A 23366-nucleotide genomic window follows, 5' to 3' on the forward strand; every position below is an offset into this window, starting at 1 on the left:
AAATCGGTATTCCTTCAGTTATATTCAGTAAATATGAAATAGATGCATGAAGGAGACTATCTGTATTATAAAGCTGACAAAAAATACTCTCCACTCAAGAAAAAATTTTTATATCCTAGGAACATCCACGATGCTCTAAAAAAGCTAATTAAACATGTTGAAGAAAAAGAGTGCCTTTTTCTTAATAAACGAATCTACAACAAGGGTTCAAAGTATGCTAACAAGAGCACCAGGATGAATACCGAAGTGTACGAGGAATTTAGCAGCTTTTGCGAGGAATATTACTCACATCTAAAATGCAGGATGTAATTGGTTTTTAGAATTCACGTAATTATTACCATTATAGAAAATCCACCTATCTTTCTAACAAATATGCACTATTATTATTTAAATTTCTATTTAAAAAGGTCCTAATTATTAATTCGTCACTTTTAAGATAGAGATAGACAATAAGTGCCCTGAATTACAAAAAACTGCTAACTTACTGTAGCAGCTTTTTGTATTAACTATTGTTTTTTCTTTTATTAAACAAAATTGAAATCAGACAATTCCTGTTTATAAATGAGAGTTTTTAGAAATTATTCAAAATGTTTATCTTCTAGCCAATATAAGTCGATGAAAAGAAAAGGCCGTTTATCTTCTTTTGCTATAATTTCATAGCCTTCTCTCCTATCAAATCTATTATTTCTCTTCGAGTATTCATGTTTTAACCAATATATTAATTGAAAAAAACGCATTGAAAGATAGGATTGCCAAACTTTTGTATCTGTATTACTCTTGTTAATCACTCATTCCTCAATCTTAATTTTTTAATGTGAGTTAAGTTGATTCTGTTTACCTTTTTGCTTTCTCTAATAATATTAACATTTATTTTAACTAACTCTATTTCATAAGAATAATATCCATAAATATGTAAACGTAATATTCTTTTACTGATAGAGGAAAGGTTAAATGTAATCATATAGTTCTGTACAGGAAGCAACAATCATTTAAGTCTCTCACTTCCCTTTAATCAATAAAATAGTGCATTCTCACTATAGTAGCCGAAAATTGTTCTATTAACAGTTATATTAAATCACTCCTCCATTATCCAAATATCGAATGGCAGTCGTGATTAAAGAAAGGCAACGCTTGTAAAAATAATGGTAATGTCTATTATCCTCAATATCAACTTTTGTGGTTTCGTGATGACGGATCCTAAAGTTGTTTCCGATTTTTGTAAGCTCATGAAATTCATTTTCAAATAATTTTTTAAAGGGTTCCTTGTTACCACTCATATCTTCAGTAATTCTATTTATTGATTTTTTCTTATCTAGCGTTGGTGAATAATATGTCTTTAGTCTTTCCAAAGCATCCCAGAGTTTTTCAACAGCAATATTTAAATTCTCTTTCTCATAATACCTACTAGCTTCCTGAAGTAGTTCTTTCAGTCCTGCCTCGCCAATCGAAGCCCATGAACTATTTGTTATGTGACTAGTTACCAAGCTTTCAATTTTTCCATTATTTAACCTCAGAGAAATACTATTCAAATTAAATATTGTATTAATATCTGCCGCAAAATCACTATTACAGTACTTTTCAAAAAACTCTATTGCATCTATCACATTATAAGGCGAAGTGGACAAGACAAATTCTTTGGGGCTATCAGTTTCGACATATTTATTCTCTTTATTAAAGCATTTGGGAGTATAAAACATCTTTATATCTTGAAGAATTTCTTCACTTACTAAAACATCATATTCCCATCCCGTTTCGCTTACCTTTCTAATTCTGGAATCATATTTCTCAAAGATTTTGTAAATTTGGTTTCTTGCTTCCCGTTTAATTTTAAATACTATTTCTTTCTGTTTTATCGCTTTCTTATTTCTTTGAGAAAAAGGAACAAACATGTAATTTTCTGCTTGATATATTCTCCAACTATACACATCACGGTTGGAGATTTTCTCGGCAGGATATAGTTCATAGCCATCATGCTGTAATAATTTATTTATCTCAGTAAGAAAATCCATCCAATACCTTTTTTCAATTCTAACTGCCGGATGAAATATTTCACAAATAAATCTCAAGTATATTTCATCGTTCCCATCTTTTAAATGAAACCGTTCGTCCTCAAACACCCAACAATATGGGTAATCATCATTGTTTATCGTGTGTTGCCATATATCACCTTCAGCATCTGAAAATCTATAATCAGAACTTGGCATACTTTTTAAATCATATAATCTTTTTAGAAATTCAATCTCATCCATTTGTCCGGAATAAGGATAAATAACTTTTTTCGTTTCAAATATTTCTTCTATATCCATTCCGTTTTGAAACAAATCAAGAATATCACGCTTTGTAATCTCGCTAATCCGGTTCACAATTACGAATCATTCCCCTTTCAATATTATCCAAAAGAAAACTACTTGCATAAAATAATTTCAAACAATAAGTTTTGTCTTCCACTATAAAGTTTATGTATGCTCTAAATCTTTGTTATCAAAGCAAAGGGGCATTCCCAATCTATTTAGCCTTCTCATCAGAAATGGTTTTAACAGGGCTTTCCATAACTCTCCTTCTTTATGTTTGTACATTTAACAGACATAAAACTAAACTTGGCAAGTATAGGGTAATTTTTTGAACAATAAATAGCTCTAATACCCTTTACAGAAGATAATATAGCGGTCTTTTCAAAAAATAACTTTGATTTTTTAATATAGGCTTCTGTAACATATTACAGTCCAAGCAAGCACTAAAAACATATACCTCATTGGATGAATTAATCATCAGGAGGAACATACGTGGTGAAATTCAAGATGAGGAATACAAAATGCTCATAGATGACAACAATTCACAGATTAAAGAGCTAATGAAGAAAGAGTAACATTAGAAAAAAGGTTGCTTGATTAAAGATAAAACGATGGCCTATCAAAGCTGATTCAGCAAATTAAGGAATCGCTAAAAAAACTGTCCTAGATGAAAAAATGGTACACAAACTTATAGAACGAATAGAAAGAAATAAAAGAAGATGGAAGTCCGAGAATTTTTTAAAGGTTCTCGGATCACTATATATCTTCTTTTTTACTCAATAATTCTCATGAATTCTAGGTCTGATTTATAATTTCTTTTTTTAGTGTTGATTATTCGTCGTTTAGTACAAGCAACGCCACACACTCTACATGATTCGTATGCGGAAACATATCCACAGGCTGCACTTCGCGCGTCGCATACCCGCCATCCTCAAGCACTCGCAAATCTCTCGCAAGCGTGCCAGGATTACATGACACATATACCACCCGCTTCGGTTTCATCTCCACAATCGTCTGCAGGAGGGCTTCGTCGCAGCCTTTTCTTGGCGGGTCTACGACTAGCGTATTTGCCGTGATGCCTTCTTCATACCATTTTGGAATCACGGTTTCCGCTTCACCGACCGCGAATTCTGCGTTTGTGATGCCGTTTAATTCTGCGTTTCGCTTCGCATCTTCAATCGCTTCCGGCACAATTTCTACACCGTACACTTTTTTCGCCTGCTTCGCCAAAAACAATGAAATCGTGCCGATGCCGCAATAGGCGTCAATCACCGTTTCTTCGCCTTGCAGCTCCGCGTACTCAAGCGCTTTGTCGTAGAGCACTTTTGTCTGCTCCGGGTTGACTTGGTAGAACGATCTGGCGGAGATGGCGAATTTGACGTCTCCGATGAGGTCGTAGATGTATTCTTCTCCCCAGATGACGTTTGTTTCATTGCCGAAGATCACGTTTGTTTTGTTTGGGTTGATGTTTTGCACGATGGATTTGACGTGCGGGAATTGCGCTGTGATGTCTTCAATGATCTTCGCTTTGTGCGGGAAGTCGTTTGTTTTTGTGATGAAGACGATCATCATTTCACCCGTAACAACGCCGTATCTGACCATGATGTGGCGGAGCCAGCCTTTGTGGCGTTCTTCGTTGTAGGCTTTGACACCGTATGTTGCGCAAATGTCTTTGACGGCTTGGACGGCTTCGTCGTTTTTGGATTGCTGGATCAGGCAGGCGCTCATGTCGATGATGTCATGGCTTCTTTGCTGATAGAAACCGGCGACGAGTCCGCCTTCTCGTTCTCCTACCGGCACCTGTGCTTTGTTTCTGTAGTTCCATGGATCTTCCATGCCCAGTGTCGGGTGGACAGTGACGTTAGACAGGTCCAGCTTGCCGATGCGCTCTAAGACGTCTTTAACTTGTTTCTGTTTAAACAAGAGCTGACCTTCGTAGGTCATGTGCTGGAGCTGGCAGCCGCCGCATTGCTTGTAGATCGGGCAAGGGGCATCCGTTCTGTGCGGGCTTTCTTCCTTCATCTCGATCAAGCGGCCGAAGGCAAAGCCTTTTTTGACGCGCGTGACTTTGATTTGGGCTTTTTCTTCCGGCAGGGCGTTTGGCACGAAGATCGGGAAGCCCTGCACCTTTGCGACGCCCGCTCCTTCGTGAGTCAAATCCTCAAATGTCACGTCGTAGTATTCGTTTTTTTCTACTGGGGGTTTCATTTTCATATATGTTCACCTCTTCTAATAAGCAAGAAAAACTTGGCCGCCTAGAGACCAAGTTTTAATCATCCAGCTGTTCCGCTTTCTCTTTCGGCATTACCACATGGATGTGGCGGTACAAATTCACGAATTCGCCCGGCAGCATCCCGCCGTATTCGCCGTCCAAATTGAGCTGCATCTTTTCAGATACATTGATTTTGACGCGGTTCGCTTTCGTATAAATAATATGCTGATCATTAATGTGCTCGCCGCGGAGCGCCAAACTTGCGACTCTGATAAATTCTGCGAGGTTGGCTTTCTTTAATATAATCAGGTCAAACATTCCGTCATTCAGGCTGGAATCCGGGGCAAGCTTTTCAAAGCCGCCGACTGAGTTTGTCAGCGTGACTAAGAACAGCATGATTTCGCCATGAAACAGCTTGCCGTCATATTCAATCTCGACTTCTGTCGGACGAAGCGAAGGCAGCATTTCCATCCCTTTTAAATAATAAGCAAGCTGGCCGAGCATCGTTTTCAGTTTGCTCGGAACATCATACGACAATTCGGTCAATCGCCCTCCGCCGGCAATATTAATGAAATACTGTCCGTTGACAAGTCCGATATCAATCGGGCGGGCGACGCCTTCAATTACGGTGTCCGCCGCTTTCAAAATATCTTCTCTCGGTATGCCGAGCGCTCTGGCAAAGTCGTTTGTTGTGCCGACTGGAATGATGCCGAGTGTCGGGCGGCGGTCTAATGGCGCCAGTCCGTTAACGACCTCGTTAATCGTTCCGTCCCCGCCTGCCGCGATAATCAGGTCAAATTCCCGCAGCGCCGCTTCTTTTGCGGCATGGGTCGCGTCTCCCGCGCAAGTCGTGGCATGGGTGGAGGTTTCATAGCCGGCTTGTTCAAATTTTTGAAGGACCTGGGCAAGATTTTTCTTAAAAAACTCCCGTCCCGAAGTCGGATTGTATATAATTCGCGCACGTTTCATTATCTCATCATCCTACTTAAGAGTATCCGATCCATTTTTACACTAACAACCTTTAATTATACTATGAGTTATAAAAATCGCAACAAAATGAACAGGATTTGGCAGAAGAAAATGGGACGATACGTAAAAAAAGCCCCAGCCCCCCTATCAGGAGCTAAGACTTTTTTTGATCTTACTCTTCTTCCATGCCCGGCTTTTTCCGTCGGAACTTCGCCAATACTTCATATACAATCGGCACGATCAGAAGGGTAAGAAGGGTCGAACTGATTAAACCGCCGATAACGGTAACGCCGAGGCCTTTTGAGATGACCTGGCTTCCGCCTTCGAATCCAAGCGCCAACGGAATCAAAGCTCCGATTGTCGCGATGGCTGTCATAAGGATCGGACGGAGTCGTGTAGAGCCCGCTTCCAAGAGCGCTTCTCTCGTAGATAATCCTTCCGCTTCCTTATGAATCACCCGGTCAATTAAGACAATTGCGTTTGTGACAACGATACCGATCAGCATCAGCATACCGATCATCGCGTTAAGACTGATTGTCTCTCCGGATACATACAAACCGACTAATGCGCCGATTACTGTAAACGGCAGTGAGAACAGAATCGCAAACGGCGCCAATGCTCCGCCGAACGTAATCACAAGGACAAGATACACGATCGCAATGGCAGCAAGCATCGCTAAACCAAGCTTCGTAAAGGAATCAGCAATATCTGCGGAAACCCCGCCTGTATCAACTGTTACATTATCAGGCAGCTCAAGCTTATCAACTTTCTTTTGAACAGCCGCTGAAATGCTTGTGACATTATCTGATGTTACTTCTCCTGTCACATCCGCATATACCTTGCCGTCCCGTTTGGAGACTGTATCAGATGTTGTGCCTTCTTTTACTTTTGCCACATCGCCGATCTTCACTTCTTTGCCGGTGGCTGATGTTATCTTTTTATTTTCTAAATCTTTGACGCTCTTATACTCGTCTTTTTCTGTTTTAATGTTGACATCAAGCTCTTTACCGTCTTTTTTGACAGTTGTCAGCGGAGCCTGTGATGTTTCTGACATTAACGCCTGAGAAATTTGGGAAGCTGTTAATCCCAGTTTGCTTAACTTCTCTTGGTCGGCCACAAATGTGTACTCATCATATGTGCTGGAAAGGCCTGAATTTACGTTTTTAAGATCTTTTTGATCTTTCATGATCTTTTCAATGTCTTTTACAGTGCCTTTAATATCACTCTCTGAATCTCCATACACATAATAGGTTAATTCATTGTTATTTCCGGATGAACTGAAATCCTGTGATTTCCATTCTCCCCGGTCGGATTGTTTCTTAATTTCTTTGAGCACGTTATCCTTCTCTTTATCAAAATCAGGAGTATCACCTTCATACTTCACATAGAACAACGCACCATTTGAATTTCCGCCGGCCAGTGGATTTTGAGAGCCCAATGAATATTGAACCGTATCCACATGTTTGCGATCTAATAGGATTTTTTCGGCCTTTTCTGCTTCATCTTCTGCTTCACTTTTTGTTTCACCAGGCTCAGGGCTGTAAGTGATCTGCATTGTTTTTTCTGAGTCTGAAGGCAGGTAGCTGGCCCCGATTAACGGTACAAGGAACAAACTTCCAAGCAACATCAGAACAGCGATGATAGACGTAATCCATTTGTGGCTCAATGACCAGTTCAGGACTTTTTTATAGAAGTTTGCCAGTCTGCCCGGCTTATGTTCCTTCGCCTTCACCGGAGCTCCTGATAACGATTTTTTGAACAGGCTGTGTGCGAGCATCGGCACAAGCGTGATCGAAATCAACAGGGATGCGGCAAGCGCAAATACGATCGTCAATGCGAACGGCATAAACAGTTCACCGATTTGGCCGCCTACCAATGCGAGCGGCAGGAATACCGCAATTGTCACAATTGTTGATGACATAATCGGTTTAAACATTTCTTTTGTCGCTTCACGAACCAAGGCTGCTCCGCGTAACGGTTCATCCTTGAGCCTCATGCGGCGGTAGATGTTCTCAATCACAACGATGGAATCATCGACAACCCGTCCGATCGCAACCGTCATCGCGCCAAGGGTCATAATGTTTAATGTAATATCAAGCTGATTCAGCGCAAGAAGCGCGATTAATAGTGATAATGGAATCGAAACGACAGAAATCAGCGTTGACTTAATATCTCTCAAGAATAAGAGGATAATCACAATCGCAAAAATCGCACCGAATACCGCTTTGCTTAACATTGTATCGACTGATTCTGTAATCGGTTCTGCCATATCAAGTGTTGAACTGTATTGGAAACCTTTATTGTCTTTTTTGTACTGCTTCAGTTCATCTTTGATCTGGTCGGCAACCTCTACAGTATTCGCATCATTAGCTTTAATGATGTTGATCCCGATACTGTCTTTTCCATTTGTGCGGGAAATAGATTCCGCTTTTCTTACATCTTTAATATCAGCAATGTCAGAGAGCTTAACCGTCGGCACATCTGTGCTTGCGCTTTGCTGTGCTTGGGAAGCCGCTTGTGCACTCTGGGCTGCCGCTGCGGATGACGCGCTGCTTGAGCTTGCCGCTGCAGAAGATGCACTGCCAGAGCTTGCAGAAGCGGTCGGGATTCTCATATTCTTTAAATCTTTAATTGATTCAATATCACCGCTTACGACAACTGATTTTTCTTGCTTTCCGAACGTGTACAGACCAAGCGGCGTCGTAACGTCAGAACCTTGGATCACTTGCTTGACTGTATCTTCATCAAGGCCGTAATCTTTCAGTTTGTTTTCTTTAAAAGAGAATTCAACTTCTTCAACCTGCTGTCCGGAAACTTGCACGGAAGCAACGCCTTCAGTGCCTTCAAGTTTAGGAACAAGGCCGTTTTCCACCTTTTTCGTCAGGTCTTCAAGTGAATCTTTGTCGCTTGATACACTGAGCGTAAGGATAGGAAATGAATTCATGCTGTAGCGTGAAATTTCCGGGTCCTTCGCATCATCAGGAAGGCTGGCGTTCTCTAACGCTTCAGCAGCCTCTGTTTTGGCTTTGTCCATATCCTTCTCATAGTCATATTCAATCATGACAGAGGATGCATTTTCATACGAAGTGGACGTGACAACGCTCACTCCGTCTACATTTTGCACCGCTTGCTCAATCGGTTTTGTCACCTCATCAGCCACTTGGCTTGGGGTGGCACCGGGATATGTAGTACTTATTGTAAGGTAAGGCATGTTAACGTCAGGAATGGATTCTTGTTTCATATTCAAACCCGCATAAAGCCCTGCCACAGTCACAATAATGGTCATCAGCCAAACTGCGAATTTGTTCTTAAGTATAAAGTTAATAATGTGGTTCATCGTATCCTCCATTACATTTTTATTGACTGACTGGTCATTCTATATAATACTAAACGGTATAGCGCAACATCGTCAACCAAAAAGACAGAAATTTTTCTAAATATTTCAAGGATTAAGGGGAAGCACGTCATGAATGAAAAAAAAGAGAAAATCATTAAAACCGGCATTCACCTGTTTGCAAAAAAAGGGTTTTCTTCAACAACAATACAGGAAATAGCCAGTGAATGCGGAATATCAAAAGGCGCGTTTTATTTGCATTTTAAATCGAAAGAAGCGCTTCTTCTGTCTGCCTGTGAATATTACATCAGCATGTCCATGGACAATATGCAAAAAATAAAGGAAAAACATCAGCATTTACCGCCTAAAGAAATCTTTAAAAAACAAATTAAGCATCAATTACAAGAATTTCTTGAACATCGGGATTTCATTGTTTTACTGTTAAGCGAAAACGTCATTCCTGAAAATCAGAAACTGAAGCAATACTTCCATAACGCAAACATAGAGTTCAATAAACAATATCGCATGGCTCTCGTTTCCTCTTATGGAGATCGTATTGCACCGTTTTTATCGGATATCTCCATAATGGCTCAAGGTATTGTGAACTCATATATTAATCTTTTGATTTTCAACGAACAAATCAAGCTTGATTTTGAACATCTTTCGCAGTTTATTATGGATAGGCTGGATGACCTCATTTATGGGCTTGTTCAATCAGATAAGAAGCCGATTCTTCCCGAAGAGATCTTCAGCGTGATACCAACGGGTACGGAGCAAGTGCTCAAAGAAATTCGGAAAGTAAAGGAAAACGGAGAATGGTCTGATGATCTAATGATTTCACTCGAGGTCTTAGAGGAGGAATTCTCCAAAGAAGAACCCCGCAAACCGATTATAAAAGGAATGCTTTCTAATTTAACGGCAAGCAATGACGAAGAAATTGTACAGCTGCACTCAATCATTTCCGGCTATATCTCTGAATGCCGGTCATAAATAAAAAAAGCCGCCCATCACAGGCGGCTTTTTTCTATCGTTTTTTAATTTCGGCAAGCAAAATTTTGTTTACCATTGGCGGGTTCGCCTGGCCTTTTGACGCTTTCATGATTTGGCCGACGAGGAAACCGATCGCGCGGTCTTTCCCGTTTTTGAAATCCTCGATAGACTGAGGGTTATTGTCTAACGCTTCAGTGACAAACTTGAGAAGCGCGCCTTCGTCAGAAATTTGCACAAGGCCTTTTTCTTTGACGATCTTCTCTGCGTCGCCGCCTTTTTCAATCAATTCTTTAAACACTTTCTTCGCAATCTTGGAAGAAATCGTGCCTTTTTCGATTAATTGAATCATGCCCGCAAGCCCTTCTGGCGTAAGCGCGACATCGGCTAGCTCTTTTTGTTCCGCGTTCAGATAGGCTGACACTTCACCCATCAGCCAGTTTGACGCTTGTTTTGCTTCCGCGCCTTTGGCAACCGTTTCTTCGAAGAAATCGGACATTTCCTTCGTCAGCGTAAGAACCTTGGCATCATACGCCGGAAGGCCGAGTTCGTCGATATAACGCTTGCGGCGTTCATCCGGGAGCTCAGGAATGCTTTCTTTTACACGCTGTTTCCAATCTTCATCAATATAAAGCTCGACAAGGTCAGGCTCAGGGAAATAACGGTAATCATCTGAACCTTCCTTTACACGCATCAAGATGGTTTTCTTAGTCGATTCATCATAACGGCGTGTTTCCTGCTGAATCACACCGCCTGAAAGCAAGACTTGTTCTTGGCGGATTTCTTCGTGCTCAAGTCCTTTTTGGACAAACGCGAAAGAGTTCAGGTTTTTCAGCTCGGTTTTCGTTCCGAATTGCTCTTGGCCGATCGGACGAAGGGAAATGTTGGCGTCACAGCGCAGTGAGCCTTCTTCCATTTTACAGTCTGATACGCCGGTATATTGAATGATAGATTTTAGCTTTTCAAGATAAGCGTACGCTTCTTCCGGTGTGCGGATGTCCGGCTCAGAAACGATTTCGACAAGCGGTGTTCCCTGGCGGTTATAGTCTACAAGTGAATAGCCATCGCCTGTATGCGTCAGCTTCCCTGCATCTTCCTCCAGGTGAAGGCGGGTAATGCCGATTTTTTTCGTTTTGCCGCCGACTTCGATTTCAATCCAGCCGTTCTCGCCGATCGGCTTGTCAAATTGAGAAATTTGATAGGCCTTCGGGTTGTCAGGATAGAAATAGTTTTTCCGGTCAAACTTCGTATCTGTTGCAATTTCGCAGTTCAGCGCCATTGCCGCTTTCATCGCGAATTCAACCGCTTCTTTATTTAAAACAGGCAAAACGCCCGGATAGCCAAGGTCGATGACGCTTGTCTGCGTATTTGCCGCTGCGCCGAACGGCGTTGGAGAGCTTGAGAAAATTTTAGATTTCGTTTTTAACTCAACATGGACTTCAAGTCCGATTACCGTTTCAAAGTTCAATTCGTTTCACCCCTTACAGTTCAGGTTTTGCTTTATGATGGTCTGTTGCCTGCTCAAACGCATGGGCAACGCGGTATACAGTGCTTTCGTCAAAGTGTTTTCCGATAATTTGCAGGCCGAGCGGAAGTCCGTCCGCGAGTCCGCATGGCACGCTGATTCCCGGTACGCCCGCAAGGTTGACCGGAATTGTCAAGATATCGTTTGCGTACATTGTAAGCGGATCTTTCGTGTTTTCACCTAGTTTAAACGCAGGTGTCGGCGTAGTCGGTCCGACGATAACATCATATTTCTCAAATACGTCTTCAAAGTCTTTTTTAATGAGCGTCCGCACTTTTTGCGCTTTTTTGTAATAAGCGTCATAGTAGCCGGAACTTAGGGCAAACGTGCCAAGCATGATACGGCGTTTCACTTCATTGCCGAAGCCCTCTGAACGCGTTTGTTTATAAAGATCAAGAAGGTTGTCCGCATTGTCAGTGCGGTATCCGTAGCGGATGCCGTCAAAACGGGCAAGGTTTGCTGACGCTTCTGAAGAAGAAAGCAAGTAATATGTCGCAAGGGCGTATTTGCTGTGCGGAAGAGATACTTCTTCCCAAGTGGCGCCTAGTCCTTCAAGTACCTTCAAAGCAGCCAGAACAGACTCTTTCGCTTCTTTTCCGACACCTTCTCCGAGATATTCTTTCGGAACGGCAATTTTTAAGCCTTTAATATCGCCAGTTAATGAAGAAAGAAAATCAGGAACATCCACATTTGCGCTTGTCGCATCCATTTTGTCTACGCCTGAAATGGCTTGCAGCAAGAACGCGTTATCTTCAACTGATCTTGTGATCGGCCCGATTTGATCTAATGAAGATGCAAATGCAACCAATCCGTAACGGGACACTCGTCCGTATGTAGGCTTCAATCCGACAACTCCGCAGAAGGATGCCGGCTGGCGGATGGAGCCGCCCGTGTCAGAACCAAGGGAAAACGGCACTTCGCCCGCAGCAACCGCCGCAGCAGAACCGCCGCTTGAGCCGCCCGGCACAGTATCCAGATTCCAAGGGTTTTTCGTCGGCTTAAACCCTGAGTTTTCAGTCGAAGAACCCATGGCGAATTCGTCCATGTTCAGCTTTCCGATCGTTACCGCTTCAGCATCCTGAAGGCGCTGAACGACAGTTGCGTCGTAAATCGGGTCAAAGTTCTCAAGAATTTTGCTTGAGCACGTTGTGCGAAGCCCTTTTGTTACGATATTATCTTTCACGCCGATCGGCATACCGAACAGAAGGCCGTGCTCAGAACGGCTGTCAACCGCCTCGTCGAGTTCCTTCGCATACGCGCGCGCTTTTTCTTCATCAAGCTGCAAAAATGCCTGGACTTTTCCGTCCACTTCCTGAATCCGTTTATAAGATTGATCCACCAGATCAGAAATGCTGATCTCTTTTTTATGTATAAGCTGTTTTAATTCAGTTATTTTATGATCAAATAATGACATTCTGATATCCCTCCTCTAATCCAAGATTGATGGCACACGAATATAGCCGTCTTTATGGTCAGGAGCGTTTTTCATAACATCCTCAACCGGAAGACCTTTACCCGCTTCATCTTCTCTCATGACGTTTTTCATTTGCAGCACGTGAGTCGTAGGCTCCACATTATCCGTGTCCACTTCATTGAGCTCCTCGGCAAATGAAATAATACTGTCAAGCTGTTCCGTGAACATTTCCGCCTCTTCATCTGTAATCGCAAGTCTCGCTAAGTGGGCGACGTGTTTTACTTCTTCTATTGAAATTCGTGACATATGATCCACCTCCACATATTTCTCCGTTAAGTCATATAATACTGATCATATCAAAAACAAGCCCTTTAAAGCAACAAAACGCCTTGGGGCGGTCCTGTGTTTTCGAGACAATACCCTATATATTTTATACTAAAAAGAGGAGAAGGAGAAACGAAATATTTTTCAGAAAATTTTTACTTTAATTATTTTTGTAAGCGCTTTAATTATTACCCCTATCTAGGTTTGTCACGAAATTGATTTCTGATCATTCAGGTTTCGTCGGTTGAACCGCCGGGAATACTTTGTTAGGTTAAGTTAACAAGTGCACCTGCAAAAGGTTTCTTTTGTTTCGCACTTGCGCCAGGATGCTTAACTGGCACCATCAATTAGAGAGGTGATGCAACATTAATAGAATCGAAGAGAGGGTAAAACGTGAGTATTGAAATTATCATATCGTTAGGAATTTATTTTACTGCCATGCTGTTAATCGGCTGGTATGCATTTAAGAAAACAACCGATATCAACGATTACATGCTTGGAGGAAGAGGCCTCGGACCGTTTGTCACCGCATTGTCTGCCGGAGCGGCGGATATGAGCGGATGGATGCTGATGGGAATTCCAGGGGCAATGTTTGCTACAGGGCTTTCCACATTATGGCTTGCACTCGGTTTGACAATCGGCGCATATTCGAACTATCTTCTTCTGGCTCCGCGCCTTAGAGCGTATACGGAAGCAGCGGATGACGCGATTACGATTCCCGATTTCTTTGATAAACGATTCCAGCATTCTTCATCAGTGCTGAAAATTGTATCAGCTTTAATTATTATGATCTTTTTCACATTGTATACTTCTTCAGGTATGGTATCAGGCGGAAGATTATTCGAATCTGCTTTTGGAGCCGATTATACACTTGGACTTCTGCTGACTGCCGGCGTTGTCGTGTTATATACATTGTTTGGCGGTTTCCTTGCTGTCAGTCTGACTGACTTTGTACAGGGTGCGATTATGTTTGCAGCACTAGTGCTTGTGCCGATCGTTGCTTTTACCCAGCTGGGCGGCGTTTCTCCTGCTTTACATGAGATTACAGCTGTAGACCCAAAGTTATTGGATATTTTTAAAGGCGCGAGCGTCATTAGCATTATTTCTTATTTGGCCTGGGGCTTAGGCTACTACGGTCAGCCACATATCATTGTCCGTTTTATGGCGATTAAGCATATCAAGGATTTAAAGCCTGCGCGCAGAATCGGTATGAGCTGGATGGTTATCTCCATTCTCGGGTCAACCGTAACAGGTTTAGTCGGTGTGGCTTACGCGCATAAATTCGGAGTTGCTGTAAGCGATCCTGAAACGATTTTCATTATTTTTTCTAAAATATTGTTCCATCCTCTAATTACGGGATTTTTGCTATCTGCTATTTTAGCGGCGATTATGAGTTCGATCTCTTCTCAGCTGCTGGTAACAGCGAGCGCGATGACAGAGGATTTATATCGGACATTTTTCAGACGTGAAGCATCTGATAAAGAATTGGTCATGACCGGCCGGCTGTCAGTATTGATTATCGCTGTCATTGCGATTCTGATGTCCTTGAATCCAAGCAGCACCATTCTTGATTTGGTTGGTTATGCCTGGGCCGGGTTCGGTTCTGCTTTTGGGCCTGCTATTCTTCTGAGTCTGTATTGGAAACGGATGACTGAATGGGGCGCCCTTTCAGCCATGGTTGTGGGAGCTGCGACAGTATTAATTTGGATAACAACTGGTTTAGCAGATTCTACAGGCATCTATGAAATGATTCCAGGATTTTTCCTGAGTATGATTGCCGGTATCATCGGAAGCTTTATTACAAAGCGGCCTGCAAAAGCCTCTTACCGATTATTCGGCGTCATGGAAAAGCTGTTAAAGCGCAAAAAGTAATCCAAAAGCCATCAAGCACTGCTTGGTGGCTTTTGTGCTCTTGTTTTGCGATAAATACTGTGAGAAAATCATATAAATTTAAGTACATAGAAGATAGGGGGAATTGCTGTTGGACTGGTATATAGAACCGGATATATTAGTGAAATTAGGCATCGCAACATTAATCGGCATGATCATCGGTCTTGAGCGGGAGTTGAAAAATAAGCCTCTTGGGTTAAAGACCTGTATCGTGATTGCCGTTAGCTCATGTATGCTGACAATCGTCAGTATTAACGCCGCATACCATTTCCCCAAATTTTACCGCGTCATGATGGATCCTCTGCGTCTGCCCGCGCAAATCATCTCCGGGGTCGGTTTTATCGGTGCCGGTGTTATTCTAAGGAAAAGCAATGATGTCATTTCCGGTTTGACCACATCCGCCATGATTTGGGGAGCGGCCGGACTCGGTCTTGCCACCGGGGCAGGCTTCTATAAAGAAGCATTCGTCAGCCTCCTGTTCATTTTGATCAGCGTGGAGGTTTTGCCATGGCTGATCAGAAAAATCGGACCGGACCGTTTACAGGAAAAAGACATCCGCGTCCGCATGTCGCTTTCTGACAAAGAAAAGATGACAGAGATTCTCAAACAGATGAAGGGGAAAAACATTCGTATCCACTCCGTTCGGATTGATGATTTGCATGAAAAGGAATTTCCGATCATGGAGGTCAAAATCCGTGTCCATAAAAATCGATACACGACAGACGTTTATTACGATATTAAAGCGATTGACGGCGTTGTCGGCGTGAAGTGCGATACTTTATAAAAGTCTTCAAGATGCCTAATCTTGAGGGCTTTTTTATGCAAAAAAGAAACGCCGGCCCTTATATCAGCCGGCGCATTCCTTTTTAGTTCAGCTTAGAAAAATCAAATGGTGTGATCGGTGTTCTGTTTTCTATATCCTGTCTGAATCCGTTAAGCATTTCTTTTTCCTCTTGTCCTATCGTCTCAAGATCAAACGCCTGATGCAATAATCCGTAAATGAGGATATGACGCAGCCGGAGGAAATCAGGAATCTTTGTCAGCCACGCTGCATCAAGTTCATTTTTCTCTCGATATCCACTCAGAAAGTGCCGCATAAATTCTTCTGTAAAAGCAGCTTTATCTTCGTATGGAATGACTGGATACCACAGAATGTTATAGAGGAGAATACTGATATCATTGACAAACCAATTGTAGCCGATATCGTCAAAGTCAAAGGTTGTGATGTTTCCGTTGTCCCAGTTGAAATTGCCATGGTGCAAATCAGCATGAACCAATCCATAATGGTCAGGGTCCTTCGGTAATTGGCGCAGCTTCTCCATTAAAGCGTCCGCCTGCTCGAATATCCTGTTTTGGTCTTGAGGAACGTATTTTCTGAGTTTTAATTGCTCTTCTTCATCCCACTCTTGTCTCTTATATGCAGCATTACTTACTTGATAGCTTTTTGTCAGCCGATGCATTTCGCCTGTATATGTTCCAAGCTGATAAAATAATTCTCCGTTCCAGTCCGCTTCCTCTACCTTATGGCCCGGCGCCTTTTCATAGGCTCTTAGTAAAAATGCGCCGCCTGTTCCATCCGGTACTTCTTCAACATCTTTTCCGTCTAATGACGGAATTGGCTTGGCAACGGAAAGCCCTCCCTTTGCAAGGTGGTGAAGCCATTCCATTTCCCCCTTGATATATTGAGGAGACCTGCGGATCGTATGAGTGATTTTCAAAATATAAGGTTCTTCATCCTTTATAAACTCGTACACGTAGTTTTCCGCGTCTGCGAGAAATTGGACTTGTGTTCGTTCAAACCCATATATGTTTGCGGCTTCTGCCAATACCTTATCTTCATTAAAAATCTCTTTTATATCTTTATGCATGCTGATTCTCCCTTTTCATCTATTTTCAAATTTTCCTTATGCGTGTTTTTTTCGAAAAAGTCAGAGCATCAACATACCACCTTTGGTTTTTAATTCTTTAAACCAGTTCAAGAAAAAGGAGTTTTCCACATGTACATAAAGATATCGAATAAATGGATTAATTTTCTATTCCTCTTAGATCATAACATAATCACTTCATCCATTAATATTGTAAATGATCAAAAAATGAGGCATTTTAATAAAAAATAACCCTTATCCACAGAAACGTGATATAAGGGTTATTTCGTTTATTCATATGTTTCGGTTAATCATAAATATGGACGGTTGGTTCGCTGTCTCCCGCATTACGGAGGATAACGGCTTCCTGTCCGTCTGATGAGGTAATGTCAATTTCAACATCAAGCGAGTTCTTTGAGTAGTAGTCCATGACCTCTCCCGTTAAGTATTGCGTAAAAGCGACGACTTCGCTCTTTCCGTAAAACTGCATCGGGATTTCAATTTTCATTTTTTTCATGTCATCATTTTCATACATTGCCGTTCCGACAACGCCTGTGTAGTTCGGGAAGTAGCTGTCAATTGCGTTTTTAAAGCGTGTAAACAGCTCCGCATCGTCCGGATACTTCTGCTTTGTCGAGTCATCTGCCGGGAAGAATACATATTTCTCTTTGACATCATCCCAGTTGCCGGTATCGGTGGAGCCGGCTTTGACTTCGGTTTTGGCAATAAAGTTCCCCGGAACGATTGATGTTTTTGACGCCTGTTTATACAGCGCGACCGTAATCGGAATGTTTTTCAGATTATCTTTTTTACGCAAACGGTTGATGACTTCCTGGGCGATTTTTTCGCCTTCCTTCCGAAGCGTTTTGTCATCAATTGTCACCTCTTGCTGAGGATCGCCTGTTTTTTCCCGGTAGTAATAGACAGAGTTTAATGCGAGGCCGATCATTACGCCGCCAAGCTGAATGGAATTTTTATCTTTTCTGACTAAATAGTCATGCTCAAGCATTGTCGCCAAATAAACCGGACTGCTTTCATTCTTTTCTTTTGTTGAGCCGGAACTTGGCAGAACCGGATTAAGGCCCAAGTTTTCAAAGTCTTTATCTTCTTTTTCCGCTTTCTTCAGATCAGAGCCTTCTTTTTTGCGGGCCAGCCAGCTTAATACCGTATCTTCATCTAAGTATTGGCCCTCTTGGAACAAATAATCATCCGTCGAGAATGAATCTTGAGCGAGGCGCATAAGGCCCGTTTCAAATTCGTCAATATCCAGCCTTGTATTTAACCGCTCTGTTGTCAGGCCGCGTGCTTTTCCCGCTTTGAACGGAAGCACCATTTTGTAATAGGAATCAGAGATATTGTATTTTGGTATAATCGCTTTTTCTGAGGATTTCTCAGTTTTTTGCGTAATCTCTTCCTCCTTATCCCCCCCAAAACTCGGCGAGCAGGAAGACAGCATTAATACTGCTGCCGAGGCTGCTGCCACTAGCAAAGACTTTTTCAATAGAAAACACTCCTCTTATTTCTTTAGCTCTCCCAATAACTGTTCTTCATTCCATACTTCAATGTTCAGCTCTTCCGCTTTTGTCAGCTTGCTCCCCGCCGCTTCTCCGGCGATGACTAAATCTGTGTTTTTGCTGACGCTGCCGGTAAGCTTTCCGCCGAGCGCCTCAATCTGCGCTTTGGCATCATTTCTTGACAGCTCTTCCAGCTTTCCGGTCAGGACAATTGTTTTGCCTGCGAAATAAGAATCACTGTCTTCCACTTTTACTTTTTTCGGGCCTTTGTAGAGTGTGTTTACACCAAGCTGTTCTAATTCGTCCAATAGCTCGATCATTTCTTCTTTTTGGAAATATGTGATCACTGCATCAGCCATTTTTTCTCCGATTTCATCAACCGCAAGCAGCTCTTCTTTGGTAGCTTTTTTCAGATGATCCAAGGTTTCAAAGTGCATGGCAAGCGTTTTGGCGGCTTTTGAGCCGATAAAGCGAATGCCAAGGCCGAATAACAAGCGCTCCAATGAGTTTTCCTTCGATTTTTGAATGGAGCTGATCAGGTTGTCGGTAGATTTTTCACCCATCCGTTCAAGCTGGATGACCCGTTCTTTCGTCAGCTTATACAAATCCGCCACATTGCGGACGAGTTTCTCTTGAAAAAGCTGTGTGATCACACGCTCTCCCAGTCCGTCAATGTTCATGGCATTACGCGAGACAAAATGAATCAGGCCTTCCCTGATTTGCGCGGGACATTCAGGATTGATGCAGCGCAGGGCCACTTCTCCCTCGATGCGCACAAGCTCGCTTTCGCACTCCGGACAAGTTGTCGGCATGTTAAATTCCTTCTCTTCCCCTGTGCGCTGCTCAGTCAGTACATTCACGACTTCCGGAATGATGTCGCCCGCCTTTTTGATCACAACCTTATCAAGAATACGGATGTCTTTTTCCCTAATTAAATCTTCGTTATGAAGGGATGCTCTTTGGACGGTCGTACCCGCAACTTTTACAGGCTCTAGTACCGCAGTCGGCGTTATGACACCTGTTCTTCCGACGTTCAGTTCAATATCAAGCAGCGTTGTGACGACTTCTTCGGCAGGAAATTTATACGCAATGGCCCAGCGCGGGCTTTTCGCCGTAAAGCCTAACTCCTCCTGCTGATCAAGTGAGTCCACTTTCACTACGATGCCGTCAATTTCGTACGGCAGGTCGGCACGCTTGGCTTGCAGCTCTTCAATCATATCAATGACTTCATCTATGGTACCGCATTTTTTTCGTTCCTGGTTTGTCTTAAATCCGATCTCATCGAGAAAATCAAGCCCCTGGCTTTGTGAATCCACACCCATTTCGTCAAGCTCCGCTATACTGTAGACGAAGATATCGAGATTTCGTTTCGCCGCAATTTTCGGATCGAGCTGTCTGAGTGATCCCGCGGCAGCGTTTCTCGGATTGGCGAATGGTTCTTCTTCTTTTTTCAGCCGTTCTTCATTCAGCGCTTCAAACGAACGCTTCGGCATATAGGCTTCGCCGCGCACCTCTATGGAAAGATTACGTTTCATCTTCAGGGGGATATTGCGAATGGTCTTCAAATTCTCCGTAATATCCTCGCCCGTTGTTCCGTCTCCCCTTGTCGCGCCTCTGACAAAATAGCCGTCTTCATAACGGAGAGAAACAGCAAGACCGTCTATTTTCAGCTCCACATTGTACGCCACATCGTCTCCCACGGCCTGACGGACACGGCGGTCGAAATCACGCAGGTCCTCAGCATTAAAAGCGTTGCCGAGACTGAGCATCGGCGTGCCGTGACGCACTTTTTGAAAAGCGTCAATCACGGCGCCGCCAACACGCTGCGTGGGAGAATCCGGCGTTCTGAGGTCCGGATATTCTTCCTCTAAAGCAAGAAGCTCCTGCATCAGTTTATCGTACTCAGAATCCGGAACGCTTGGCTCATCTAAGGTGTAATATTCATAGCTATACTGGTTGATTGTGCTGCGCAGATCTTCTGCCCGGCGTTTCGCTGCTTCTTTGTCCATCAGATTCTTCCTTTCATCATTCAATTACTGCTTTTCAATCGGCGCAAATGCTGCGAGAAGACGCTTGACACCCACCGGACTCGGGAATGCGATATCAAGCTCCGTGCTTTCGCCCTTGCCTTTCACGCTGACAACCGTTCCTGTGCCCCATTTTTTGTGTCCGGCTTTGTCGCCTACCGACCAGTTCAGCCCGTCGCCGCCAGTTTTGCTGGCATAAGAGACCGGGCGGGAAACAGGACCGCGTCTTGGCTGCATTTTTCTCGCAGATGCCGCTCTTGTTTCTTTCTTCTCATTTAGGTTCTCCAATAACTCATCCGGTATTTCAGAAATAAATCTTGATTCCGGATTCATATTGGTTCTGCCGAATAATGTGCGCATTTTGGCATTGGACAGATAAAGCTCCTGTTCTGCTCTGGTGATGCCCACATAAGCCAGCCGGCGTTCTTCTTCCATCTCCGCTTCTTCCATTAAAGATCGGCTGTGCGGGAATACGCCTTCTTCAAGTCCCATTAAGAAAACAACAGGGAATTCAAGGCCTTTGGCCGCGTGCAGCGTCATTAATGTGACGGCATCGTTGGCTCCTGATTCTTCCTCTTGCTGATCAAGCTGATCGATATCAGCAATCAGCGCTAAATCAGTCAGGAATGCAACGAGGGTTTTGTCTTCGCTCTTTTGTTCGAAGTTTTTCGTTACTGACAAGAACTCATCAATGTTTTCTAAACGGCTTTGGGCTTCAATTGATTTTTCAGCCTTCAGCATTTCTCTGTATTCCGTTTTGTCCAGAATTTCTTCAGTCAGCTCTGTAATTGACAAATAATCCTGCATGTTTGTGAGATTCTCAATCATTTGTCTGAAGCTGTCAAGCGCATTGGCCGCCTTGGCACTTACACCGATAAAATCAACCTGGCCGAGGGCCTGAAACAGGGACATGCCGTTCATTGCGGCGTATTCGGCGATCTTATTCATTGATGTTGCACCGACACCGCGTTTCGGCACGTTGACAATTCGGTTAAAGCTGATGTCATCGTCTGGATTTGACACGAGTCGCAAATAAGCGAGAATGTCTTTAATCTCTTTTCTGTCATAGAACTTCGTGCCGCCGACGATGTTGTAGTTCAGCCCTGCTTTTAATAGAGTTTCCTCAATAACCCGCGACTGGGCATTCGTCCGGTACAAAATGGCGATATCGGAAAGGCGGCGCTTGCCGGAGCTGCTGAGCTGATGAATCTTTCCTGCGACAAACTGCCCTTCGCCAAATTCATTATCGCCGCGGTAATATGAAATCTTGATTCCATCGTCGTTTTCTGTCCACAAATTTTTCGGCTTGCGGTTTGAATTGTTTTTAATCACTTCATTGGCCGCATGCAAAATCCGCTTGGTTGAGCGGTAGTTTTGCTCAAGCAAAATGACACTCGCATTCGGATAATCTTTTTCAAAGGAAAGAATATTGGCGATATCCGCTCCTCGCCATCTGTAAATCGACTGGTCAGAATCTCCTACTACGCAAATATTCTGGAACCGTTTTGCCATCTGCTTCACAAGCAGATACTGCGCTCTGTTTGTATCCTGATATTCATCAACATGAATGTATTGAAACTTGCGCTGATAAAATTCAAGCACTTCCGGCACACGGTCAAACAGCTTGATCGTTGTCATAATTAAATCATCGAAATCAAGCGATTGGTTTTTCAGAAGTTTTTTCTGATAATCGGTATATACATCGCTGACGACCTGATCATAATAGCCGCCTGCCGATTTTGCGTATTCCTCCGGATCAATCAGCTCATTTTTCGCGCTGCTGATGGAGCCGAGCATACTTCTTGGGTCGAATTTTTTCGGGTCGATATTGCGTTCTTTTAAAATGCCCTTAATCACCGAGAGCTGATCTGATGTGTCAAGGATGGAGAAATTCCGATTAATTCCGATCCGGTCGATATCTCTTCGCAAAATCCGTACACACATGCTGTGGAAAGTCGAAATCCAAATATCATCCGCCCCGGGTCCGAGAATGCTTTCCACACGTTCCTTCATTTCTCTCGCTGCTTTATTCGTAAATGTAATTGCCAAGATGTTCCAAGGCGCCACATGCTTTTCCGCCATGAGGTAAGCAATTCTGTGCGTCAGCACCCGCGTCTTTCCGCTTCCTGCGCCAGCCATTAACAGAAGCGGCCCGTCCGTTGTTTTGACCGCTTCCTGCTGAACTGGATTGAGTCCGCTTAATAATTGATTGCTTATATAATTCAAAATCCGTTCACCGCCTATTCAAACATATGTTCTATCATAAACCAAATCTGTCCGTTTCGCTACTCGCCTTTTACAGCCGCTACAGTCCCCAGCGCCTGTTTAAAATCATCATATACCGCATTTCCCACAACGATTACATCCGCGTGCTCAGCCATTTGTTTAGCCGTATCCGCGTCTTTAATGCCGCCGCCGTAGAACAGGGTAGTTCTTTCTAACACAGCCTTCGTTTCCTTCACGACTTCTATGTCTCCAAGCATCCCGCTGTACTCCAAATAAAAAATAGGGAGATGAAGCAAATGTTCAGAGACCCTCGCATAGGCAGCCGCATCCTCCGCGTCCAGATCCGTGTCCGCATCTGTCAAAGCAGCCGCTTTACAATCAGGATTTAAAATACAATATCCTTCTGTCACAATGTCCTCCATCGACATCAAATCTCCGTATTCCTTCATTGCCTGCTTGTGCAGCCCGACTATCCAGTCCGGATTTTTGCTGTTGAGCACACTCGGAATAAAATACAGGTCAAATCCCGGCACGATGGCATCAGTGGTTGACACTTCAAGGACACACGGCACTAAGAAACGTCTCACTTTTGACATCAGCCGCAGTACGTCATCCTCCGTCACATTGTCACTTCCGCCGATGATAATCGCGTCAGTTCCGGATTCGCACAGCATATCAAGCTGCTCGTCAGATATCTCTTTATTCGGATCGAGTTTAAAGACATGCTTCCACTCGGTAACATCGTACATGTAATACGTCCTCCATTCGTTTCTTACCATTTAAATATT

Annotated in this window: 15 protein-coding genes; 3 read left to right on the top strand and 12 right to left on the bottom strand. The window is 43.2% G+C overall.

Going from position 1 to position 23366, the window contains the following annotated elements; translation table 11 throughout:
• Positions 1-1070: 1070 nt before the first annotated feature.
• The 4 genes from GXP75_RS18130 to GXP75_RS18145 form a co-directional block, all read right to left on the bottom strand.
• The gene (locus tag GXP75_RS18130; RefSeq protein WP_242557486.1) at positions 1071-2363 is read right to left on the bottom strand and encodes an AbiJ-related protein; all 1293 of its coding nucleotides are present in this window, start codon (positions 2361-2363) and stop codon (positions 1071-1073) included.
• 759 nt (positions 2364-3122) lie between these two features.
• Positions 3123-4505, bottom strand: a complete 1383-nt coding sequence (rlmD, locus tag GXP75_RS18135) for a 23S rRNA (uracil(1939)-C(5))-methyltransferase RlmD (protein WP_242557487.1) — start codon at positions 4503-4505, stop codon at positions 3123-3125.
• Positions 4506-4560: 55 nt separating this feature from the next.
• Positions 4561-5472 carry a diacylglycerol kinase gene (locus tag GXP75_RS18140; protein WP_242557488.1) on the bottom strand — a complete coding sequence of 304 codons (912 nt, stop codon included), beginning with the start codon at positions 5470-5472 and terminating at the stop codon, positions 4561-4563.
• A 172-nt stretch (positions 5473-5644) separates the two neighbouring features.
• Entirely contained in the window at positions 5645-8809 is a 3165-nt protein-coding gene (locus GXP75_RS18145; RefSeq protein WP_242557489.1) for an efflux RND transporter permease subunit, read from the bottom strand.
• 129 nt (positions 8810-8938) lie between these two features.
• Between GXP75_RS18145 and GXP75_RS18150 the strand changes: the two genes are divergently transcribed.
• Positions 8939-9796, top strand: a complete 858-nt coding sequence (locus GXP75_RS18150; protein WP_242557490.1) for a TetR/AcrR family transcriptional regulator — start codon at positions 8939-8941, stop codon at positions 9794-9796.
• Positions 9797-9830: 34 nt separating this feature from the next.
• Here GXP75_RS18150 and gatB read toward each other — a convergent pair whose 3' ends face one another.
• Genes gatB through gatC form a run of 3 tightly spaced genes read right to left on the bottom strand, consistent with a single transcriptional unit; the run spans position 9831 to position 13038 of the window.
• Positions 9831-11261: an Asp-tRNA(Asn)/Glu-tRNA(Gln) amidotransferase subunit GatB gene (gatB, locus tag GXP75_RS18155; protein ID WP_242557491.1), complete on the bottom strand. Its 1431-nt coding sequence runs from the start codon at positions 11259-11261 to the stop codon at positions 9831-9833.
• Between the two features lie 13 nt (positions 11262-11274).
• Positions 11275-12732 carry an Asp-tRNA(Asn)/Glu-tRNA(Gln) amidotransferase subunit GatA gene (gene gatA, locus GXP75_RS18160; protein ID WP_010787848.1) on the bottom strand — a complete coding sequence of 486 codons (1458 nt, stop codon included), beginning with the start codon at positions 12730-12732 and terminating at the stop codon, positions 11275-11277.
• Between the two features lie 15 nt (positions 12733-12747).
• Positions 12748-13038: an Asp-tRNA(Asn)/Glu-tRNA(Gln) amidotransferase subunit GatC gene (gene gatC / locus GXP75_RS18165; RefSeq protein WP_003328442.1), complete on the bottom strand. Its 291-nt coding sequence runs from the start codon at positions 13036-13038 to the stop codon at positions 12748-12750.
• A 411-nt stretch (positions 13039-13449) separates the two neighbouring features.
• Between gatC and putP the strand changes: the two genes are divergently transcribed.
• Together putP and GXP75_RS18175 are read left to right on the top strand one after the other, a co-directional pair.
• A complete protein-coding gene (gene putP / locus GXP75_RS18170) occupies positions 13450-14928 on the top strand; it encodes a sodium/proline symporter PutP (RefSeq protein ID WP_242557492.1) in 1479 nt (492 codons plus the stop codon).
• Between the two features lie 103 nt (positions 14929-15031).
• Entirely contained in the window at positions 15032-15730 is a 699-nt protein-coding gene (locus GXP75_RS18175; protein ID WP_087941823.1) for an MgtC/SapB family protein, read from the top strand.
• A gap of 82 nt (positions 15731-15812) precedes the next feature.
• Here GXP75_RS18175 and GXP75_RS18180 read toward each other — a convergent pair whose 3' ends face one another.
• The 5 genes from GXP75_RS18180 to pcrB form a co-directional block, all read right to left on the bottom strand.
• Positions 15813-16814: a phosphotransferase enzyme family protein gene (locus tag GXP75_RS18180; RefSeq protein WP_242557493.1), complete on the bottom strand. Its 1002-nt coding sequence runs from the start codon at positions 16812-16814 to the stop codon at positions 15813-15815.
• Between the two features lie 304 nt (positions 16815-17118).
• Positions 17119-18267, bottom strand: a complete 1149-nt coding sequence (locus tag GXP75_RS18185; protein ID WP_106046237.1) for a CamS family sex pheromone protein — start codon at positions 18265-18267, stop codon at positions 17119-17121.
• A gap of 60 nt (positions 18268-18327) precedes the next feature.
• A complete protein-coding gene (gene ligA / locus GXP75_RS18190) occupies positions 18328-20334 on the bottom strand; it encodes an NAD-dependent DNA ligase LigA (protein WP_242557494.1) in 2007 nt (668 codons plus the stop codon).
• 24 nt (positions 20335-20358) lie between these two features.
• Positions 20359-22578 (bottom strand): DNA helicase PcrA, encoded by a 2220-nt coding sequence (gene pcrA, locus GXP75_RS18195; RefSeq protein ID WP_061573257.1) that lies wholly within the window; start codon positions 22576-22578, stop codon positions 20359-20361.
• A gap of 59 nt (positions 22579-22637) precedes the next feature.
• On the bottom strand, positions 22638-23327 hold the full coding sequence (pcrB, locus tag GXP75_RS18200) for a heptaprenylglyceryl phosphate synthase (RefSeq protein ID WP_214916783.1): 690 nt from the start codon (positions 23325-23327) through the stop codon (positions 22638-22640).
• Between the last annotated feature and the right edge of the window lie 39 nt (positions 23328-23366).

The organism is Bacillus sp. HU-1818 (genome assembly GCF_022695965.1).
Lineage (GTDB): Bacteria > Bacillota > Bacilli > Bacillales > Bacillaceae > Bacillus > Bacillus atrophaeus.

Excerpts from the sequence above, each read along its gene's own strand:
- rlmD (WP_242557487.1), bottom strand. The coding sequence starts at position 4,505 with ATGAAAATGAAACCCCCAGTAGAAAAAAACGAATACTACGACGTGACA.
- GXP75_RS18140 (WP_242557488.1), bottom strand. The coding sequence starts at position 5,472 with ATGAAACGTGCGCGAATTATATACAATCCGACTTCGGGACGGGAGTTT.
- GXP75_RS18145 (WP_242557489.1), bottom strand. The coding sequence starts at position 8,809 with ATGAACCACATTATTAACTTTATACTTAAGAACAAATTCGCAGTTTGG.
- GXP75_RS18150 (WP_242557490.1), top strand. The coding sequence starts at position 8,939 with ATGAATGAAAAAAAAGAGAAAATCATTAAAACCGGCATTCACCTGTTT.
- gatA (WP_010787848.1), bottom strand. The coding sequence starts at position 12,732 with ATGTCATTATTTGATCATAAAATAACTGAATTAAAACAGCTTATACAT.
- gatC (WP_003328442.1), bottom strand. The coding sequence starts at position 13,038 with ATGTCACGAATTTCAATAGAAGAAGTAAAACACGTCGCCCACTTAGCG.
- GXP75_RS18180 (WP_242557493.1), bottom strand. The coding sequence starts at position 16,814 with ATGCATAAAGATATAAAAGAGATTTTTAATGAAGATAAGGTATTGGCA.
- GXP75_RS18185 (WP_106046237.1), bottom strand. The coding sequence starts at position 18,267 with ATGCTGTCTTCCTGCTCGCCGAGTTTTGGGGGGGATAAGGAGGAAGAG.
- ligA (WP_242557494.1), bottom strand. The coding sequence starts at position 20,334 with ATGGACAAAGAAGCAGCGAAACGCCGGGCAGAAGATCTGCGCAGCACA.
- pcrB (WP_214916783.1), bottom strand. The coding sequence starts at position 23,327 with ATGTACGATGTTACCGAGTGGAAGCATGTCTTTAAACTCGATCCGAAT.